Source organism: Streptomyces sp. WG7, from assembly GCF_049975785.1.
Classification (GTDB): domain Bacteria; phylum Actinomycetota; class Actinomycetes; order Streptomycetales; family Streptomycetaceae; genus Streptomyces.
The window spans coordinates 97,877-115,103 of record NZ_JBNGGE010000023.1; the positions used below are offsets into that span (position 1 = coordinate 97,877).

At 73.9% G+C, this 17,227-nt stretch carries 14 protein-coding genes; 2 read left to right on the forward strand and 12 right to left on the reverse strand.

What is annotated here, in order from left to right:
• Positions 1-34: 34 nt before the first annotated feature.
• On the reverse strand, positions 35-2,548 hold the full coding sequence (locus ACP4J0_RS22505; RefSeq protein ID WP_426600463.1) for a tetratricopeptide repeat protein: 2,514 nt from the start codon (positions 2,546-2,548) through the stop codon (positions 35-37).
• Between the two features lie 235 nt (positions 2,549-2,783).
• The gene (locus tag ACP4J0_RS22510) at positions 2,784-4,469 is read right to left on the reverse strand and encodes a trypsin-like serine peptidase (protein WP_426600464.1); all 1,686 of its coding nucleotides are present in this window, start codon (positions 4,467-4,469) and stop codon (positions 2,784-2,786) included.
• 77 nt (positions 4,470-4,546) lie between these two features.
• Between ACP4J0_RS22510 and ACP4J0_RS22515 the strand changes: the two genes are divergently transcribed.
• Positions 4,547-4,843: a trypco2 family protein gene (locus tag ACP4J0_RS22515; protein WP_426600465.1), complete on the forward strand. Its 297-nt coding sequence runs from the start codon at positions 4,547-4,549 to the stop codon at positions 4,841-4,843.
• A 30-nt stretch (positions 4,844-4,873) separates the two neighbouring features.
• Here the strand turns inward: ACP4J0_RS22515 and ACP4J0_RS22520 are convergent, their stop codons facing one another.
• Together ACP4J0_RS22520 and fmt are read right to left on the reverse strand one after the other, a co-directional pair.
• Positions 4,874-6,301: an RsmB/NOP family class I SAM-dependent RNA methyltransferase gene (locus ACP4J0_RS22520; RefSeq protein WP_426600466.1), complete on the reverse strand. Its 1,428-nt coding sequence runs from the start codon at positions 6,299-6,301 to the stop codon at positions 4,874-4,876.
• Positions 6,302-6,381: 80 nt separating this feature from the next.
• Complete coding sequence (fmt, locus tag ACP4J0_RS22525; RefSeq protein ID WP_426600467.1) at positions 6,382-7,314, reverse strand: methionyl-tRNA formyltransferase; 933 nt, start codon at positions 7,312-7,314, stop codon at positions 6,382-6,384.
• A gap of 428 nt (positions 7,315-7,742) precedes the next feature.
• Between fmt and ACP4J0_RS22530 the strand changes: the two genes are divergently transcribed.
• Entirely contained in the window at positions 7,743-8,294 is a 552-nt protein-coding gene (locus tag ACP4J0_RS22530) for a hypothetical protein (RefSeq protein ID WP_426600468.1), read from the forward strand.
• A 76-nt stretch (positions 8,295-8,370) separates the two neighbouring features.
• Here the strand turns inward: ACP4J0_RS22530 and ACP4J0_RS22535 are convergent, their stop codons facing one another.
• The 8 genes from ACP4J0_RS22535 to ACP4J0_RS22570 all read right to left on the reverse strand — a co-directional run bounded on the left by ACP4J0_RS22535 (position 8,371) and on the right by ACP4J0_RS22570 (position 17,048).
• The gene (locus ACP4J0_RS22535) at positions 8,371-10,521 is read right to left on the reverse strand and encodes a primosomal protein N' (protein WP_426600469.1); all 2,151 of its coding nucleotides are present in this window, start codon (positions 10,519-10,521) and stop codon (positions 8,371-8,373) included.
• A gap of 254 nt (positions 10,522-10,775) precedes the next feature.
• A complete protein-coding gene (metK, locus tag ACP4J0_RS22540; RefSeq protein WP_426600470.1) occupies positions 10,776-11,984 on the reverse strand; it encodes a methionine adenosyltransferase in 1,209 nt (402 codons plus the stop codon).
• Positions 11,985-12,224: 240 nt separating this feature from the next.
• Complete coding sequence (gene coaBC / locus ACP4J0_RS22545) at positions 12,225-13,427, reverse strand: bifunctional phosphopantothenoylcysteine decarboxylase/phosphopantothenate--cysteine ligase CoaBC (protein WP_426600471.1); 1,203 nt, start codon at positions 13,425-13,427, stop codon at positions 12,225-12,227.
• 132 nt (positions 13,428-13,559) lie between these two features.
• On the reverse strand, positions 13,560-13,832 hold the full coding sequence (gene rpoZ / locus ACP4J0_RS22550; RefSeq protein ID WP_003977348.1) for a DNA-directed RNA polymerase subunit omega: 273 nt from the start codon (positions 13,830-13,832) through the stop codon (positions 13,560-13,562).
• 80 nt (positions 13,833-13,912) lie between these two features.
• Positions 13,913-14,506, reverse strand: coding sequence for a guanylate kinase (gene gmk, locus ACP4J0_RS22555; protein ID WP_426600472.1), 594 nt, complete (start codon positions 14,504-14,506; stop codon positions 13,913-13,915).
• 37 nt (positions 14,507-14,543) lie between these two features.
• On the reverse strand, positions 14,544-14,867 hold the full coding sequence (locus ACP4J0_RS22560) for an integration host factor (RefSeq protein ID WP_003977346.1): 324 nt from the start codon (positions 14,865-14,867) through the stop codon (positions 14,544-14,546).
• A gap of 223 nt (positions 14,868-15,090) precedes the next feature.
• Positions 15,091-15,936, reverse strand: coding sequence for an orotidine-5'-phosphate decarboxylase (pyrF, locus tag ACP4J0_RS22565; protein ID WP_426600478.1), 846 nt, complete (start codon positions 15,934-15,936; stop codon positions 15,091-15,093).
• A 5-nt stretch (positions 15,937-15,941) separates the two neighbouring features.
• On the reverse strand, positions 15,942-17,048 hold the full coding sequence (locus tag ACP4J0_RS22570) for a quinone-dependent dihydroorotate dehydrogenase (protein WP_426600473.1): 1,107 nt from the start codon (positions 17,046-17,048) through the stop codon (positions 15,942-15,944).
• Positions 17,049-17,227: the final 179 nt, after the last annotated feature.

Genomic DNA, 17,227 nt, shown 5'->3' on the forward strand with positions numbered 1-17,227 from the left:
GGCCTCGTCGTCGATTCCCCGCACCGCCGCGTGCTCACCCCGTACGCCGCCACCCCCGCAGCAACTCCCCCAGACCTGCCGGTTCCGGAAGCACCGCGTACGCCCGGTCCAGCAGGTCGCCGCGCTCGCCGGGGCTGCCCGCCTGGTCGGCGAGCCGCTTCAGTGACCGGGACAGCAGCCTGCGCAGTGCCTCCTCGGTGTCCTGCCGGCCGAACAGCTCACCGGCGGGGAAGCCGCTCCCCCAGCCGCCGGGCGGGCGGCAGGCGAGCGCCTGCTCCCGCAGTTCGGTCACCAGCCGGTCCCAGGCCCCGCTGCCGTCCAGGTGCAGCCCGGCCAGCCGTTCGGCGGCCTCGCGCAGGTCGGCGGCGAGCGGCGCGGGCCCGCCGGGCGACCGGCCGGCCAGCACCCGCACCGCGGCGACGCGCGCGGCGTCGTAGTGCCGGGAGGTGGTCGGCACCTCGTCCAGTACGGCGACGGCCTCGCGGCGACCGCCGCGGCGCAGCCGGATGCGGGCCAGCCCGAAGGCGGCGCTGCCCTGCGTGGGGTCGCGCCGCCGTACGGCCTCGTAGTACTCCTCGGCCTGCAGCTCGCGCGCCTGCGCCCGCTCCGCCTGCTGCTGTCCGGCGCGCCGGATCCGCCCCGGCACCGGACCGGCCTCGCGCAGGCCGGTCCGCCGCACGGCGGCGGGCTCATGCGCCTCGGTCCCCTGTATCTCGGACTCGCGTACCTCGGTCTCGCGTACGCCGGTCTCGCGTACGCCGGTCTCGCGCAGTCGCTCGGCCAAGTACTCGGCGCAGTATCCGAGTGCCAGCTTCGGTGCCGCCTCGCCGGGCAGCGCGGCGTAGGTGGCGGCGAACTCGTCCTCCGCCTCGTCCACCGCACCGCGCACGAGACGGACCAGGCCCTGGTGCCAGAAGATCCGCCAGTCGTAGTCGCCGCTCCACCCCTTGGCCCGGGCCACCCACGCCTCGGCCCGCGCGGCGTCCCCGGCGTCCAGGTAGGCGCGGCACAACCACAGCGCGGTCTCCACGGTGCGCAGCGCCGGGTCGCCCTCCGCCCGGTCCGCGATGCGGTCGGGGGTGTCGGCGGCGAGTCCGCCGAGCAGTACGGCCGCCTCGTCGGAGGCTTCGGGCAGGGGAACCGGCAGCGCGCGGGCCGCCGCCCGGGGGTCCGGGGCCCCGGCCGGCAACCCCGGTGCCGCGGTGCCGAAGCGGTGCGTCCACCTGTCCAGCGTGGGGACCGTGCCGAGGGCGGCGCCGAAGACCGCCGCGGTCGGCTCGAACCGGGTCGAGCGCTCCGGGTACGGCTCGTGCCCGCCGAGCGCCTGGTGCTCGCGCAGCACCTCCCACAGCTGACGTGACATCTCGGCCGCGGAGCGGAACCGGGCGGCGGGCTCCGCGTGGGTGGCGCGGCGGATCAGCGCCTCGAAGGAGCGGGCGGCCAGCCCGGCGGGCGGGGCGGCCCGCTCGGCGAGCACCTTCAGGGTCCGGCCGACGGTGTAGAGGTCGCTGTCGACGTCGAGCCCGCGTTCGTCGCGCTCCTTCTTCGGCGGCGAGTAACCGTGGGTGTGGACGAGCCCGGAGGAACGGTCGTCGATCCGGCGGATGGCGCCCAGGTCGATGACCTTGATCTCGCGGCCGTAGTGGATGACGTTCTCGGGTTTCATGTCGCAGTAGAGCAGGCCCTGGTCGTGCAGGTACTCCAGGGCGCCGAGGATCTTGCAGCCGTACGTGATGACGTGGCCGAACTCGAAGCCGCCGTCGCCGAACAGCCGCGCCAGCTCCTCTTCGGGGGCGAACCGGATCCAGGCGAGGGAGCGGCCGCCGACGTACTCCATCACGATGTACCCGGTCGGTTCGGCGTCGCCGGGCGCTTGGTGCTGGACGTGGGTGACGATGCGGACGATGTCCCGGTGGTGGAGCGTGGTGAGCGAGCGCCGCTCCTCGACGGCCGCCCGCCGGGCCATGGCGTCCCCTGTGTTGATCAGCCCCTTGAGGGCGACGCGCAGACCGGGCACCCGGGTGTCCTCGGCCAGGTAGACCCAGCCGTGGCCGCCGACCGCGAGGTAGCCGAGCACCTCGTAGTGGTCGCCGACCCGGTCACCGGGACGCAGTTTCGGCCGGAAGGAGTACTCCGCGCCGCACAGCGGGCAGAACCCGTGGTCGGGCGCGGGGCCGCCGTCGTACGAGACACCGATGGTCCCGGTGCAGTTCCTGACGCCGCAGCGCCGGCCGCCGGTGGGGGGACGGGCGGTGGTGGCGGCGGTCTCGGAGGGGTCCGGGGAGGGCAGATGGGGCAGCACCAGCAGCCCGTCGCGGTCCAGTTCGCCGACGGGCTGGGCGACGGGCCGCTGCGAAGGCGGCGCCGGTACGCCGGAGGTGCCCGGGTCGGCGGCGGGGCCGGGCGAGGAAGGGCCGGGCGAGGAGGGGGAGGGCGAGGAGGGGGAGGGCTCGGGGGCGAGGGGGCGGCGCGAGCAGGTGTCGCAGAAGCCGGTGACCATGATGCGGCCGCCCTGGCAGCCGGGTCTGACGCAGGCCGTCTCACTCATGCCGGGGGCTCCCTCTCGGGGTCGGGCCGATGGGTCGCCGGGGACTGCCCGTCCGGCCGTGGGCTCGGCCGGGGGTGTCCGTCCGGCCACGAGACCGCCCGGAGCTCCCCGGCAGGCCACGAGACCATCCAGAGTTCCCCGTCAGGCCACGAGACCGTCCGCAGTTCCCCGTCAGGCCACAAGACCGTCGAACGCTCCCCGTCGGGGCCGCGAGACCGTCCAGGCGTTCTCGGCGTCATCGCGCGTCTCCTCCGCCCTGGCCGTCGACGCGGCGGATGTAGGCGTCCACCGCCGCTTCCGCCGCGCGCACGTCGCACGGCCTCGCCCGGAGCAGGCCGTGGGCCCGGACGTAGAGGGCGTCCACCGCCGGGTCCTCCTCGCCCTGCGTGGCGCGCTGGTGCAGGACGCGGTAGCTGCGCAGGCGGCCGGTGAGTTCGTCGCGCCGGTCGCGGAGCCGGTCGAGCCGGCCGACATCCGCCGCCAGCCGGCCGGCGACCCGGTCGGCCAGCCGCTCGTACCGGGCCGGGTCCGGGCCGTGACCGGGGTCTCGGTCCTGCGCGCGCAGCAGGTCGGCCAGTGCGGCGTGTGCGGCCACCATGTCCGAGTCGAGGGTTCTCGCGCCCTCCTGCACCACGGCCGCGCGGCGTTCGTACAGCGTCCTGGCGAGTGGCCCGGTGATCTCTCTCAGCCGCTCGACGAGCCGGGCGCGGCGCTCCCGCGCGGGCCGGACGAGCAGCCGGTCGCGGGCGCGGCGGTAGCAGTCGTCGGCCGCGCGGAAGACCAGCAGCAGGCGGCTGCCGCCGGCGCGCAGCATGTCCAGCAGGTCCAGCAGCGCCGGCGGGTCGGCCGCCTCGTCGACACCGACGACGACCAGGTTGAGGGTGACCTTCGCGGCGCGGATGCGGTCGAGCGGGGGGTCCTCCGGGTGCTGCCACAGCCCCATGCGTTCGGCGATCCGCTCGGCGATCTCCGCGGCGGTCAGTCCGCCCGTGTGCACGGCGAGGTCGTGACCGCCGGCCGACGGGACGGTGCCGGGCGGATCGAGGGAGGCGCGGTCGACGGAGACCGGAGTGCGTAACTCCCGGTCGGCGAGGGTGATGGCGCGAAGCAGCGTGGCGTCGCGCGCGGCGTCGTCGTGCCGGACGACGCTGATCTTCACCTGGCTGCCGTCGTCGCGCAGCCAGGCGGCGAGGCGCTGGGCGAACGGCTCGTCGAGCAGGGCCTCCGAGGCGGCGTCGCCGGAGGGGAGCAGCCTCTCGTCGACGGCGGTGGGCCCCACGATGTACGGCTTGAGCCGGGGCAGATGGCGGGCGATGGTCTCGGCGGGGCTGATGAAGGAGAACCGGTTGCCGTGCTGGTCCCGCTGACCGCTGAGCACCATGCCGATGACCTCGCCGGTCAGGCTGTCGGCGACGCCCGCGCCACTGCATCCGGGGGTGGCCAGTTCACCGGGGCCGGCCGGGCTGAGCTGCAGTTGTCCGTCGCGTCCGCAGCCGCCGACGACGTCGGCGCGGAACCAGATGCCGCCGTTGTGGTCGTACGGGAAGCCGTACATCCGCACCTCGCGGTTGGGTGCGGACAGCCGGTGCAGCCGTACCGTTTCCTCCACGGGCCGGGGACGCTCCAGCCGCAGCAGCGCCACGTCCCCGCTGGGGTCGCCGTCGGCGTCCCGCGTCTCCGGCACGTAGGCGTCACCGTCCACCCGGGCGGGGACCGCGGGCACGCCGTGGCCGGGCGCGCCGACGAACTCCGCGGTGATCCGGGCGGCCGCACGGTCCACCACGTGCGCGCAGGTGAGCACCTGATCGGGGCTCAGCAGAATGCCGGCCCCCGCGATCTCACCATCCGCTCCCCGGATGCGCACCGCCCAGCTCGGCGTGCGCGTCAGCGAGGCGGCCAGGACTCCCCCGCCAGCAGCCATGGACGAAACTATACGGACGTGTGCTCCTGCCGCATACTGATGCGGCAAGAGACGAACGAGCCTTGTGCGGAGGAGACTTGACGAACGAGCCGGACTTCGTGGGGCTGGCCGAGGTGGTCCGTCAGATCCGGGGCGAACTCGAGGAGGCCCGCGCCGAGGCGGCGGGCCGGGCCCTCGGTTTCACCGTGGAGAACGTGAGCCTGACCTTCACGGTGCAGGTCCACCGCGCCGGCAGCGGCCGCGGCGGCGTCCGGATCGGCGTGGTGACGGCCGAACTGGGCGGCAGCGTCGACCACCAGACCACCCATCAGGTCCAGGTCGACCTCACGCCGGAGCTGGCCGGCGGGGAACGCGTGCGGGTGAACCGGGGCTAGTTCTGGCGGGTCTGCCGGAACGGGCGCCCGTCACGCGGTCCGGCGGACGAGTGCCAGATACATGGCGTCGGTCCCGTGCAGGTGCGGCCACAGCTGTACGTCGGGGCCCTCGCCCAGGTCCGGTACGCCGGGCAGCAGCGGCCGGGCATCGAGCAGTTCGGCACCGGGGAACTGCTTGAGCACGTCGGCGACGACGGCCCGGGTCTCGGCGAGGTGCGGCGAGCAGGTCGCGTAGCCGACGACGCCGCCGATCCGTACGGCCTCCAGGGCTCCGCGCAGCAGCCCGCGCTGGAGCGGGGCGAATCCGTCGAGGTCCTCCGGGCGGCGCCGCCAGCGTGCCTCGGGGCGGCGGCGCAGCGCGCCGAGCCCGGTGCACGGCACGTCGACCAGGACACGGTCGAAGCTGCCGGGCCGCCACGCCGGGCGGGTCCCGTCGGCCGCGATCACCTGGTAGGGCCCCGGATTCCCGTCCAGTGCCCTGGCCACCAGGCCGGCCCGGTGCGGCTGCTTCTCGGAGGCGAGCAGGAAGGCGCCCCGCTCGGCGGCCAGCGCGCCGAGGAGCGCGGCCTTGCCGCCCGGCCCGGCGCACCCGTCCAGCCAGCGCCGGTCCGGCCCCTCCAGGGGCGCGTTGGCGAGGGCGAGGGCGACGAGCTGGCTGCCCTCGTCCTGCACGCCGGCCCGGTTCTCCCGTACGGCCTCGACGGCGCCGGGCTCGCCGCCCTCGCTCAGGCGCACGGCGTACGGCGACCAGCGCCCCGGTACGGCGGCCTCCTCGTCCAGCAGTTCGCCGGCCGTGGCCCGCCCGGGGCGGGCGACCAGGGTGACCTCGGGCCGCTCGTTGTCGGCGGCCAGCAGTTCCTCGATGCCGGCCCGGCCGCCGCCGAGCGAGTCCCACAGCGCGGAGACGACCCAGCGGGGGTGCGAGTGGACGACGGCGAGGTGGTCCTCGGGGTCCTCGTCGTAGGGCGGGGCGACCCGCTCCAGCCACCCGTCGAGATCGTCCCGCGCGACCTTGCGCAGCACGGCGTTGACGAACTTGGCCCGCCCGTCGCCGAGCACGACCCGCGCCAGCTCCACGGAGGCGGACACGGCGGCATGGGTGGGGATCCGGGTCCCGAGCAGCTGGTGGACGCCGAGGCTGAGCACGTCCAGCACCGGCGGGTCGACCTCCCGCAGCGGCCGGTCGACGCAGTCGGCGATGATCGCGTCGTACGTCCCCTGGCGGCGCAGCGTCCCGTACACCAGCTCGGTCGCGAGGGCCGCGTCCCGGGCGTCGAACTTCTCGGGACCCTCCTTCTCCCGGGCCTTGCGCAGCAGCGGCGGCAGGACGAGGTTGGCGTACGCGTCCCGCTCGTCCACGGCCCTGAGCGCCTCGAAGGCGAGGAAGCGGACGGGGTCCTTCTGGGGCCTGCGGTAGGGCTTGCCGGGTTTGCGGGGACGACGAGGCTGATCGCTCACGAAAAAGGTGCTCCGGATGTGGGGTGAAGTGCGCTCACCAGCGTACGCCGAACCGGTGAGCGGTGATACGGAGGCGCAGGTCAGCCGCCGAGCAGCTCACCCTCGGTGATCCGCACGCCGCGCGCCCAGTCCGCGGCCCGCATCGGCTTCTTGCCCTGGGCCTGTACCCACAGCAGCTCGACGGCGTACGAGCCGGTGCCGACGTACACGTTGTTCTTGCCGGCGGCGAGCTGCCCCGGGGCGAGATCCGTCCGGTCGGGCACGGGGCGGGCCTGCACGAGCTTGAGCCGCTCGCCCCGGAAGGTGGTCCAGGCGCCCGGGGCCGGGGTGCAGCCGCGCACCACCCGGTCGACGCGCAGCGCCGGGGCGGCCCAGTCGACCCGGGCGTCCTCGACGGTGATCTTCGGGGCGAGGGTGACTCCGTCGGCCGGCTGCGGTACGGCCTTGAGGCTGCCGTCCTCGATGCCGTCCATGGTGGCGACGAGCAGCCCGGCGCCGGCGAGGGCGAGCCGGGTCAGCAGGTCACCGCTGGTGTCGGTGGGCCGGACGGTCTCGGTGACCGTCCCGTAGACGGGGCCGGAGTCCAGGCCCTCCTCGATGAGGAAGGTGGATGCGCCGGTCATCTCGTCCCCCGCCATGAGCGCGTGCTGCACGGGAGCGGCCCCGCGCCAGGCGGGCAGCAGCGAGAAGTGCAGGTTGACCCAGCCGTGGGCGGGGACGTCCAGGGCGACGCGGGGCAGCAGGGCCCCGTAGGCGACGACGGGACAGCAGTCGGGTGCGATCTGGCGCAGCCGCTCCAGGAACTCGGGGTCACGCGGCTTCGCGGGCCTGAGCACCTCGATCCCGGCCTCCTGTGCGCGCTCGGCCACGGGAGAGGCGACCAGCCGGCGCCCGCGCCCGGCCGGAGCGTCGGGCCGCGTGACGACGGCGGCCACCTCGTGGCGCCCGGAGGCGATCAGGGCGTCCAGGGCGGGAACGGCGACCTCGGGGGTACCGGCGAAGACGAGCTTCATGGGTGGGACGGGCCTCTCGGGCGGGGGCGGATGCGGGCGACGCACCAGTCTACGAGCCCGCACGCGCCGGAAAGCCGCCGCCGGCGCGGCACCCCCGCAGCAGAGCCCAACGCGGGCGGGAGACCGCCGAGGGGCCACAGGCGGAGGGGCCACAGGCCGAGGGGCCACAGATCGAGGGGGACATAGCCTGAGGCGCTACAGGCCGAGGCGCTACAGGCCGAGGGCCACAGCCCCAAAGGCCGCAGTCCAGTAGCACGCAGCCCCTAGGACGCAGCCCACGAGGACGCAAACCAAAGGGGCGCACGCATATGCCGCCACGCCCCCACCCCGTGACCAGCGGAGCGCCCACGCGTTGGTCAAGGAAGAGTTGACCACCGGGCCGCCCGCGCGGCCCGATTCCTTTCAACGCCGGTTCGAGAGGCTTGTTCATGGCCGACCACGCAACCCACGACGCCCAGGCTCGGGCCAGCCTGCACTTGCTGGTGCGGGACATCGAGCGGGTCCGCCGGCAGGTGGACGCACTGCGCACCCTCACCGCCCAGCTGGGCAACGTCTACCGCCCGCGCCGCTCCGGCCCCTCCACGGGCTTCGTCGTCTACGGACGCGCCCCCGCCCCGACGGTCCGTCTCGCCCAGGAACTGCGGGACAGTGTCGAGACCCTGGTCACGGCCGCCGTGGACTTCGACCGTTCGCTCGGCTTCTCGTGGGACGCGGTGGGCTCCGCGCTCGGCGTCACCAAGCAGGCGGTGCACCGCCGCTACGGCTCGCGCCGCGCCACTGCCCAGGTCGCGCCCGCCGCCGAGTCCCCCGAGCACGCTCCGGAGCCGACGGGCCCGCGCGCGGTCAACGTGGGCTCCGCCCTGCCCACCGTGCCCACGGTCCCGGCGGCCCGTGCCATGCCGACCCAGCCGACGGCGGGCAGTCCGGCCCTGCGCGACGACGTCCGGCCGACGGCCTTCCCCGGCCCGCGCAACGGCTGAACCGCGACGGCGCGGAGGCTCGCTGTCCCTCCCGGGCGGACCGGGAGGGACAGCGAGCCTCCGTGCCGTACCCCCCTCACCCGATGTCGGGCGGATCGATCCGCACCCACACCGCGGCGTCACTCCCCCGCGCCGTCCGGGCCGCCTGAGCGGCCTTCAACGCACCGGCCAGTGCGGCCCCGCGCCCCGGCGGCACCCGGACCAGCGCCCGCTCCCAGTGCTCCCCGGGCGGCGGCGCGCCCACCCGCCGAGGCCGCCCCGCGGTCGTGACCGGAAGCGGCACGGGACCCAGTACCTCGGCCTCCCGCGGCAGCTCGACGGCGCGGAGGAACCCGGCCACGGCCTCCGCCGGCCCCGCCACGGCCGCCATCCGCGACACCGGCGGGAAGCCCAGCTCGGCCCGCTCGGCCAGCTCCCGCACCGCGTGGCCGACGGGGTCCCAGCGCACCAGCGCCTGCACCGGCCGCAGCGTCGGTTCGGCGACCGCGACGACGGTGCCGCCGGCACTCTGCGGGCGCACCAGGGCGGCGGCGGCCAGCCAGCGCCGGAGCGCGTCCTCGCCGGCGCGCAGGTCGGGGCGGCCGAGCATCGCCCAGCCGTCCAGCAGCAGGGCAGCCGCGTAGCCGCCCTCGGCGACGGGTTCGGCACCCGGGGTGCTCACCACCAGCGCGGGAGCCTCGGACACGGTGTCCAGGACATGCTCACGCCCGGAAGTGCGCACCGGGACCGCAGGGAAGGCGCGCCCCAGTTCCTCGGCGGTGCGCCGCGCCCCCACGACCTGAGCGCGCAGCCGGAAGGCCCCGCACTCCGGGCAGTGCCAGCCGCTCTCCTCCCGCCCGCACCATCCGCACCGCAGCGCGGACCCGGACTCCTGGCCCTCCAGTGGTCCGGAGCAGTGCCGGCACCGCGCCGGCGTCCGGCACGCGGCGCACGCCATCCGCGGTACGTAACCCCGCCGGGGCACCTGGACGAGCACCGGTCCCTGCCGCAGCCCCTCCCTGACGGCCTGCCAGGCGAGGGTCGGCAGCCGGGCGGCCCGGGCGGCCTCGTCCCGGGCCAGGTCCTGGTCCCCCACGGTCCGTACCAGCGGGGCGGCGGCCCGGACCTGCTCCCGCGGGGCGACCAGCGGCCGGGCCCAGCCGGTCTCCACGAGCTGGGCGGCCTCCACCGTGCAGTTCCAGCCGCCCAGCAGGAAGGCGCACCTGTCCTGGGCGGCACGCAGCAGCAGCACCTCGCGCGCGTGCGGCTGCGGGGCGTGCGGCTCGCTGTGGCTGTCGTCCCCGTCGTCCCAGAGGGCGACCAGCCCGAGGTCCCGCACCGGCGCGAACATGGCGGCGCGGGTCCCGACGACGGCCCGTACGGCCCCTCGGCGCACCGCGAGCCACTGCGCGTACCGCTTCTCGGGCCCGGCGTCGGCGGTGAGCACCGCGTGCCGTCCCTCGCCCAGCAGGGCGGTCAGCGCGGCGTCGGCACGGGCGACGGCCCGCCCGTCCGGCAGGACGACGAGCGCGCCCCGGCCGGAGGCCAGCGTCGCCGCCACGGCCCGCGCCAGTTCCTCGCTCCACCGCGGGCCGGGCAACGCGTTCCACACCGCGCGCGGCGCTCCCCCCGAGGCAAGAGCCGCCACGAACGCGGCCCCCTGCTCGTACCGGGTCCAGGATCCCGGCCCTGGCACGGGCGGCGGCGGCAGCGGCTCCGGTGACGCCCGCTTCTCGGCGCGCGCGTTGCGCGGCGGCACGGCGAGCTGCAGCACGTCGGCCAGGCTGCCCGCGTACCGGTCGGCGACCGCCCGCACGAGCCCCAGCAACTCCTCGTCCAGCACCCGTTCCGGCGAGACGACCTGGGCCAGCGCGGCCAGGGGACCCGCGTAGTCGGACTCGGCGAGCCGCTCGACGAGGAACCCGTCGATGAGCCCCCCGCCCTCGCGCCGCCCGTCCCGCACCCGGTGCCGCCCGGCCCCGAACCGGACCCGCACCCGCACGCCGGGCTGGGCGTCGGCGTCGAGCTCCTCGGGCACGGCGTAGTCGAAGTACCGGTCGAGATGGAGCACACCCTTGTCGACGAGCACCCGGGCGACGGGCAGCTCCCTGGCGAGCGCGGCTCCGCGCCAGGTCCGCGGCTTGGCCCGCGGTGCCTTCGCCCTGCGCACGCTCTCCCGGATGAGCGCGAGCTGCTCGGGCGGCGCGTCCTTCGCGCCACCGCCCGCCGGTTCGTTCTCGCTGCTCACGCCTGCATTCCTACCAAAGACCACTGACAATCACAGTGGTGCGCAGGTCCCTGTGATCGCGACTCCATCACCGGCCGACGTGCCGCCGGCGTCTCTTCCGGTTGTCCTGTCCGGCCACCGGGACCCGATCGGCCGACGGAGCCCGGGTGCGGACCGCTGCGCCCGGCACCGGCCCTGCCCGCCCGCGGACACGTCGCGGCCCGGCGCCCCCAGTGGGGACGCCGGGCCGCGCACGTGCCGTCGGGCCGGGTGCCTTACAGCCCCGCCGCCTGCCGCAGCGCGTCCACGCGGTCCGTGCGCTCCCAGGTGAAGTCGGGAAGCTCACGGCCGAAGTGGCCGTACGCCGCGGTCTGGGCGTAGATCGGGCGGAGCAGGTCGAGGTCGCGGATGATGGCGGCCGGGCGGAGGTCGAAGACCTCGTCGATCGCCTTCTCGATCTTCTCGGCGTCGATCTTGGCGGTGCCGAAGGTCTCCACGAAGAGACCGACCGGCTCGGCCTTGCCGATGGCGTAGGCGACCTGGACCTCGCAGCGGGCGGCGAGGCCCGCGGCGACGACGTTCTTGGCGACCCAGCGCATCGCGTACGCGGCGGAGCGGTCGACCTTGGACGGGTCCTTGCCGGAGAAGGCGCCGCCGCCGTGGCGGGCCATGCCGCCGTAGGTGTCGATGATGATCTTGCGGCCGGTCAGGCCGGCGTCGCCCATCGGACCGCCGATCTCGAAGCGGCCGGTCGGGTTGACCAGGAGGCGGTAGTTCTCCGTGTCGATCTTGATGCCGTCCTCGAGCAGGGCCTTCAGCTCCGGCTCGACGACGAATTCCTTGATGTCGGGCGCCAGCAGGGACTCGAGGTCGATGTCGCTCGCGTGCTGGGAGGAGACCACGACCGTGTCGAGACGGACGGCCTTGTCGCCGTCGTACTCGATGGTGACCTGCGTCTTGCCGTCCGGGCGCAGGTAGGGGATCGTGCCGTTCTTGCGGACCTCGGACAGGCGCTTGGACAGGCGGTGCGCCAGGAAGACCGGCAGCGGCATCAGGGTCGGCGTCTCGTCGGACGCGTAGCCGAACATCAGGCCCTGGTCACCGGCGCCCTGCCGGTCCAGCTCGTCCTCATCGCCCTCGACCCGGTTCTCGTAGGCCGTGTCGACGCCCTGCGCGATGTCCGGGGACTGCGCGCCGATCGAGACCGAGACACCGCAGGAGGCGCCGTCGAAGCCCTTCTTCGAGGAGTCGTAGCCGATCTCCAGGATCTTGCCGCGGACCAGCGTGGCGATGTCCGCGTAGGCCTTGGTCGTGACCTCGCCGGCCACGTGCACCAGGCCGGTGGTGATGAGGGTTTCGACGGCGACCCGGGAAGTCGGGTCCTCACGCAGAAGCGCGTCGAGAATGGTGTCGCTGATCTGGTCAGCGATCTTGTCGGGGTGGCCCTCGGTCACAGACTCCGAGGTGAACAGGCGACGGGACACAACGCTCCCTGGGGTTGCAGCGGCTGCTGGCTGATCATTGGTGGACGGCACGGGGAGCTGCACCCGGCGACGTCCGAGAACAGTTTATCGGTCGCGCTCCGCCACGGGCCCACCCGTCTCGCCTCTCGGAAGGGCTGTGACCTGCGGCACGGGCATTCTGCCCGGAACGAAGCGCCCTTGGCCAGGGCCGCCACGCTCGAATGCGCGGGGTTCACGAGGCGGGCGGAGCGGGTGGGTCGTTCAGCCGAGCCGTTCCGCCACGAGGTCCCACACGGCCTCGGCCAGCGCTTCCTTCGGGCCGTGCGCCACCGGGGTCTCGCTGCCGTCGGCGCCGAGGATCACGGCCTCGTTCTCCTCGGAGCCGAAGGTCTTGCGCTCCCCCACCTCGTTCACCACGAGGAGGTCGCAGCCCTTGCGCTTCAGCTTGGCCCGGCCGTTGGCGAGGACGTCGTCGGTCTCCGCGGCGAAGCCGACGACGACCTGACCCGAGCGGGTCCGCCCGGTGGAGACCTCCGCGAGGATGTCCGGGTTGCGCACCAGGGCGATCGGCGCGGGCTCCTGGTCGTCCTTCTTCTTGATCTTCCCCGCGGCGTACGTCGCCGGGCGGAAGTCCGCGACCGCCGCGGCCATGACGACGGCGTCGGCGTCCGCCGCGGCGCGCAGCACCACCTCGCGCAGTTCCACGGCCGTGCCCACCGGGACCACGTCCACGCCGGCCGGGTCAGGCAGCGACGTGTTCGCCGCGACCAGCGTGACGCGGGCGCCCCGCGCGGCGGCGGTGCGGGCGAGGGCGTAGCCCTGCTTGCCCGAGGAGCGGTTGCCGAGGAAGCGGACCGGGTCCAGGGGCTCCCGGGTGCCGCCGGCGCTGACGACGACGTGCCGTCCGGCGAGGTCCGGCTCGCTCGCGCCGCGGGCGAGCACCCGGCGGCAGACCTCGAAGATCTCACCCGGATCGGGCAGTCGGCCCTTGCCGGTGTCGACTCCGGTGAGGCGGCCGACGGCCGGCTCGATGACGACCGCGCCGCGGCGGCGCAGCGTCGCCACGTTCTCCTGGGTGGCCGGGTGCTCCCACATCTCGGTGTGCATGGCGGGAGCGAAGACGACCGGGCAGCGGGCCGTGAGCAGCGTGTTGGTGAGGAGGTCGTCGGCGAGGCCGTGGGCCGCCTTGGCGAGCATGTCGGCCGTGGCCGGGGCGACGACGACCAGGTCGGCGTGCTGGCCGATGCGCACGTGCGGGACCTGGTGGACGTCGTCCCACACCTCGGTCGACACGGGGTTGCCGGACAGGGCGGACCAGGTGGCGGCCCCGACGAAGTGCAGCGCGGAGGCGGTGGGGACGACCCGGACCTCGTGCCCCGACTCCGTGAACCTGCGAAGCAGCTCACATGCCTTGTAGGCGGCGATGCCGCCGCTGACCCCCAGAACGACCTTGGGCTTGTCCACCGTCTCTCCCCGACTCGGATATCGCGTACGACCCATCACACACCACAGGCCCGGCAGTCGGACTGCCGGGCCTGTGGATAAGTCAGCTTCAGGCTGAAAATAATACCGCCGATGCGGTCGGTACTACCGCTACTACTGCGCCGGACCTTCGATGGCCTCGGAGGTCAGCAGTCCCGCGTTGATCTCGCGGAGGGCGATCGAGAGCGGCTTCTCGTGGACGTGGGTGTCGACGAGCGGACCGACGTACTCGAGGAGGCCCTCGCCGAGCTGCGAGTAGTACGCGTTGATCTGGCGGGCCCGCTTGGCCGCGTAGATCACGAGGCTGTACTTCGAGTCCGTGGCCTCGAGGAGCTCGTCGATCGGCGGGTTGATGATGCCCTCGGGCGCGGAGATGGAAGAGGACACGCTCTACCTTCCGATGGATGGGAAAGATTCAGTCGGGTGACCGGTCGGCCGATCGGTCGGGATCAGCGGACCAGTGACGATCACACGACGTTCGTCAAGGCTAGCAGCTCGCGCGCCACGTCCTCGACGGAGGTGTTGACCAGGGTCTGGTCGAACTCCGGCTCGGCCGCCAGTTCGACCTTGGCCGCGGCGAGGCGGCGCTCGATCACCTCCGGCGGTTCGGTGCCCCGGCCGGTGAGCCTGCGCACCAGCTCCTCCCAGGAGGGCGGAGCCAGGAACACCAGCCGGGCCTCGGGCATGGACTCGCGGACCTGCCGCGCGCCCTGGAGGTCGATCTCCAGGAGCACCGGCTCACCGGCCTCCAGGCGCTCCAGTACGGCCGCACGCGGCGTGCCGTAGCGGTTGCCGGCGAACTCGGCCCACTCCAGCAGCTCGCCGTTGGCGATCAGCTTGTCCATCTCCTCGTCGGTGACGAAGAAGTAGTGGACACCGTGCTGCTCGCCGGGGCGGGGCCTGCGGGTCGTCGCCGAGACCGACAGCCATACCTCGGGGTGTTCCTTGCGCATATGGGCGACGACCGTGCTCTTGCCGACCCCCGAGGGGCCGGAGAGCACGGTCAGCCGCGGACGTGCGTCCGGGGGTACGGGGGACGTCCCCCGGGGTGTTGCAGCCATGCTGCGATTATTCCAGCAAACCCGGAGTGCTCCGGACTCAGCTGCCGGTGCTGCCGAACTCGCGCTCCAGGGAGGCGATCTGGTTGGAACCGAGCCCACGCACGCGGCGGCTCTCGGAGATGCCCAGTCGCTCCATGATCTGCTTGGCGCGGACCTTGCCCACGCCCGGCAGGGACTCGAGGAGGGCTGAGACCTTCATCTTGCCGATGACGTCGTTCTCCTGGCCCTGCTTGATGACCTCGTGGAGGGAGGCGCCGGAGTGCTTGAGTCGATTCTTGACCTCGGCCCGCTCCCGGCGAGCCGCGGCGGCCTTTTCGAGCGCGGCTGCGCGCTGTTCAGGGGTAAGGGGCGGAAGAGCCACGCCTACGTCACCTCGGATGTCGAACTGTCGGATACGGACCGGTGAGGAACCTAGTCGCCCCACACCTGGGGAGCCACGAGCAACACGCTCGCCCGTTGACTCCTGTCGGAGACTAGCGGTCAAGTCCGCCAGAGTCAGCGAGAACAGCGGAAAAGTCCTGGTCAGCCTTTGCCAGGTCGGGCATTTAGGACATACTGCCTCGGATTTGAGGGTGTGTACGGAGTCAGGTCGCCGCGACCGCGGTCCTGATCTCCTCCGCGAAGCGGTCCGCGGCCGTCCGCAACGCGACCGGGTCGGGACCGTGACGCAGAACACCCCGGCTGACGTTGGGAACGACGTTGCGCACCGCGTCGCCGAAGACCCGCGGCAGATCCGCGGGGGTGGCACCCTGCGCGCCGATGCCCGGCGCCAGGAGCGGGCCGTTGATGCCCAGGTCGTACGACGACAGGTCGCCGAGGGTGGCGCCGACGACCGCGCCGAAGGAGCCGAGGGGCGCCTCCCCCGCGTTCTCGGCGGCCAGGTGCGCCAGCATCGTCGCGCCGACGCTGCGCCCGTCGGCCCGGACCGCGTGCTGGACCTCGCCGCCCTCCGGGTTGGAGGTCAGCGCCAGCACGAACAGGCCCGCGCCGTTCTCGCGCGCCATGTCGACGGCCGGTCCGAGGGACCCGTAGCCGAGGTAGGGCGAGACGGTCAGCGCGTCCGAGAACAGCGGGGAGTCCCGGTGCAGGAACGACTCGGCGTACGCGGCCATGGTCGAGCCGATGTCGCCGCGCTTGGCGTCCATGACGACCAGGGCGCCGGCCGCCCGCGCCTGTTCGACCGACTTCTCCAGGACGGCGACGCCGCGCGACCCGAAGCGCTCGAAGAAGGCGCTCTGCGGCTTGAGCACGGCCACCCGGCCGGCCACCGCCTCCACGACGGTGCGGCTGAAACGCTCCAGACCGGCCACGTCGTCGTTCAGGCCCCACTCGGCGAGCAGGGAGGCGTGCGGGTCGATGCCGACGCACAGCGGGCCGCGCTCGTCCATCGCGCGGCGCAGCCGGGCGCCGAAGGGCTCGAGTACCGTCATGCCGCTCATCGGGGCTTCCTCACGTCGGCGCCGACGGCGTCGGCGAGGGTAGCGTACGGGCTCTGCCGCAGGCGTGCGGCGAGCCCCTTGTGGAGAGCGCGAGCGTAGAACGGGCCTTCGTAGATGAACGCGCTGTAGCCCTGGACCAGCGTGGCCCCGGCCAGAATGCGCTGCCAGGCGTCCTCGGCGGTCTCGACGCCGCCGACGCCCACCAGGGTGACCCGGTCGCCCACGCGCGCGTAGAGGCGGCGCAGCACCTCCAGGGAGCGCGCCTTGAGGGGCGCGCCGGACAGACCGCCGGTCTCCTGCACGAGGGCGGGCGAGGACGTCAGGCCGAGGCCCTCGCGCGCGATGGTGGTGTTGGTGGCGATGATGCCGTCCAGGCCCAGCTCGACGGCCAGGTCGGCGACCGCGTCGACGTCCTCGTCGGCGAGGTCCGGCGCGATCTTGACGAGGAGGGGGACGCGCCGCGCGGTGACCGCGCGGTCGGCGGCCTCACGGACGGCGCTCAGGAGCGGACGCAGTGCCTCGGTGGCCTGGAGGTTACGCAGCCCGGGCGTGTTCGGGGAGGAGACGTTGACGACGAGGTAGTCGGCGTGCGGGGCGAGGCGTTCGGCGGACTTCACGTAGTCACCGACGGCCTCTTCCTCCGGGACGACCTTCGTCTTTCCGATGTTGACGCCGACGACCGTCTTGAACACCGGCGTACGGGAGGCCAGACGGGCGGCGACGGCCAGGGAGCCGTCGTTGTTGAAGCCCATGCGGTTGATCAGCGCGCGGTCGCTCACCAGCCGGAACAGCCGCTTCTTGGGGTTGCCGGGCTGCGGCTCCCCCGTCACGGTGCCGATCTCGACGTGGTCGAAGCCGAGCATCGCCATGCCGTCGATGGCGACGGCGTTCTTGTCGAAGCCCGCGGCGAGCCCGAAGGGCCCGTGCATGCGCAGGCCGAGGGCCTCGGTGCGCAGCTCCTTGTGGCGCGGCGCGAGCGCGGCGGCGACGAAGGTGCGCAGCACGGGGACGCGGGCGGCGCCACGGATCCAGCGGAAGGCCAGGTGGTGGGCCTGCTCCGGGTCCATGCGGGAGAAGACGAGCTTGAAGAAGATCTTGTACATGTGTCCTCGTAAGGCCTGGGTAGAGCCCCCCTGGGGCTCATGGGCGCGTGGGCTCATGAAGAGGGGGACACCGTTTCCGGTGTCCCCCTCGGGGCTGCTAGTCGCGGGCCGCGGTCAGGAACTCGGCGTGTTCCTGGAGGGAGCGCACTCCGACGTCGCCGTGGGTGAGGGCGTCGATG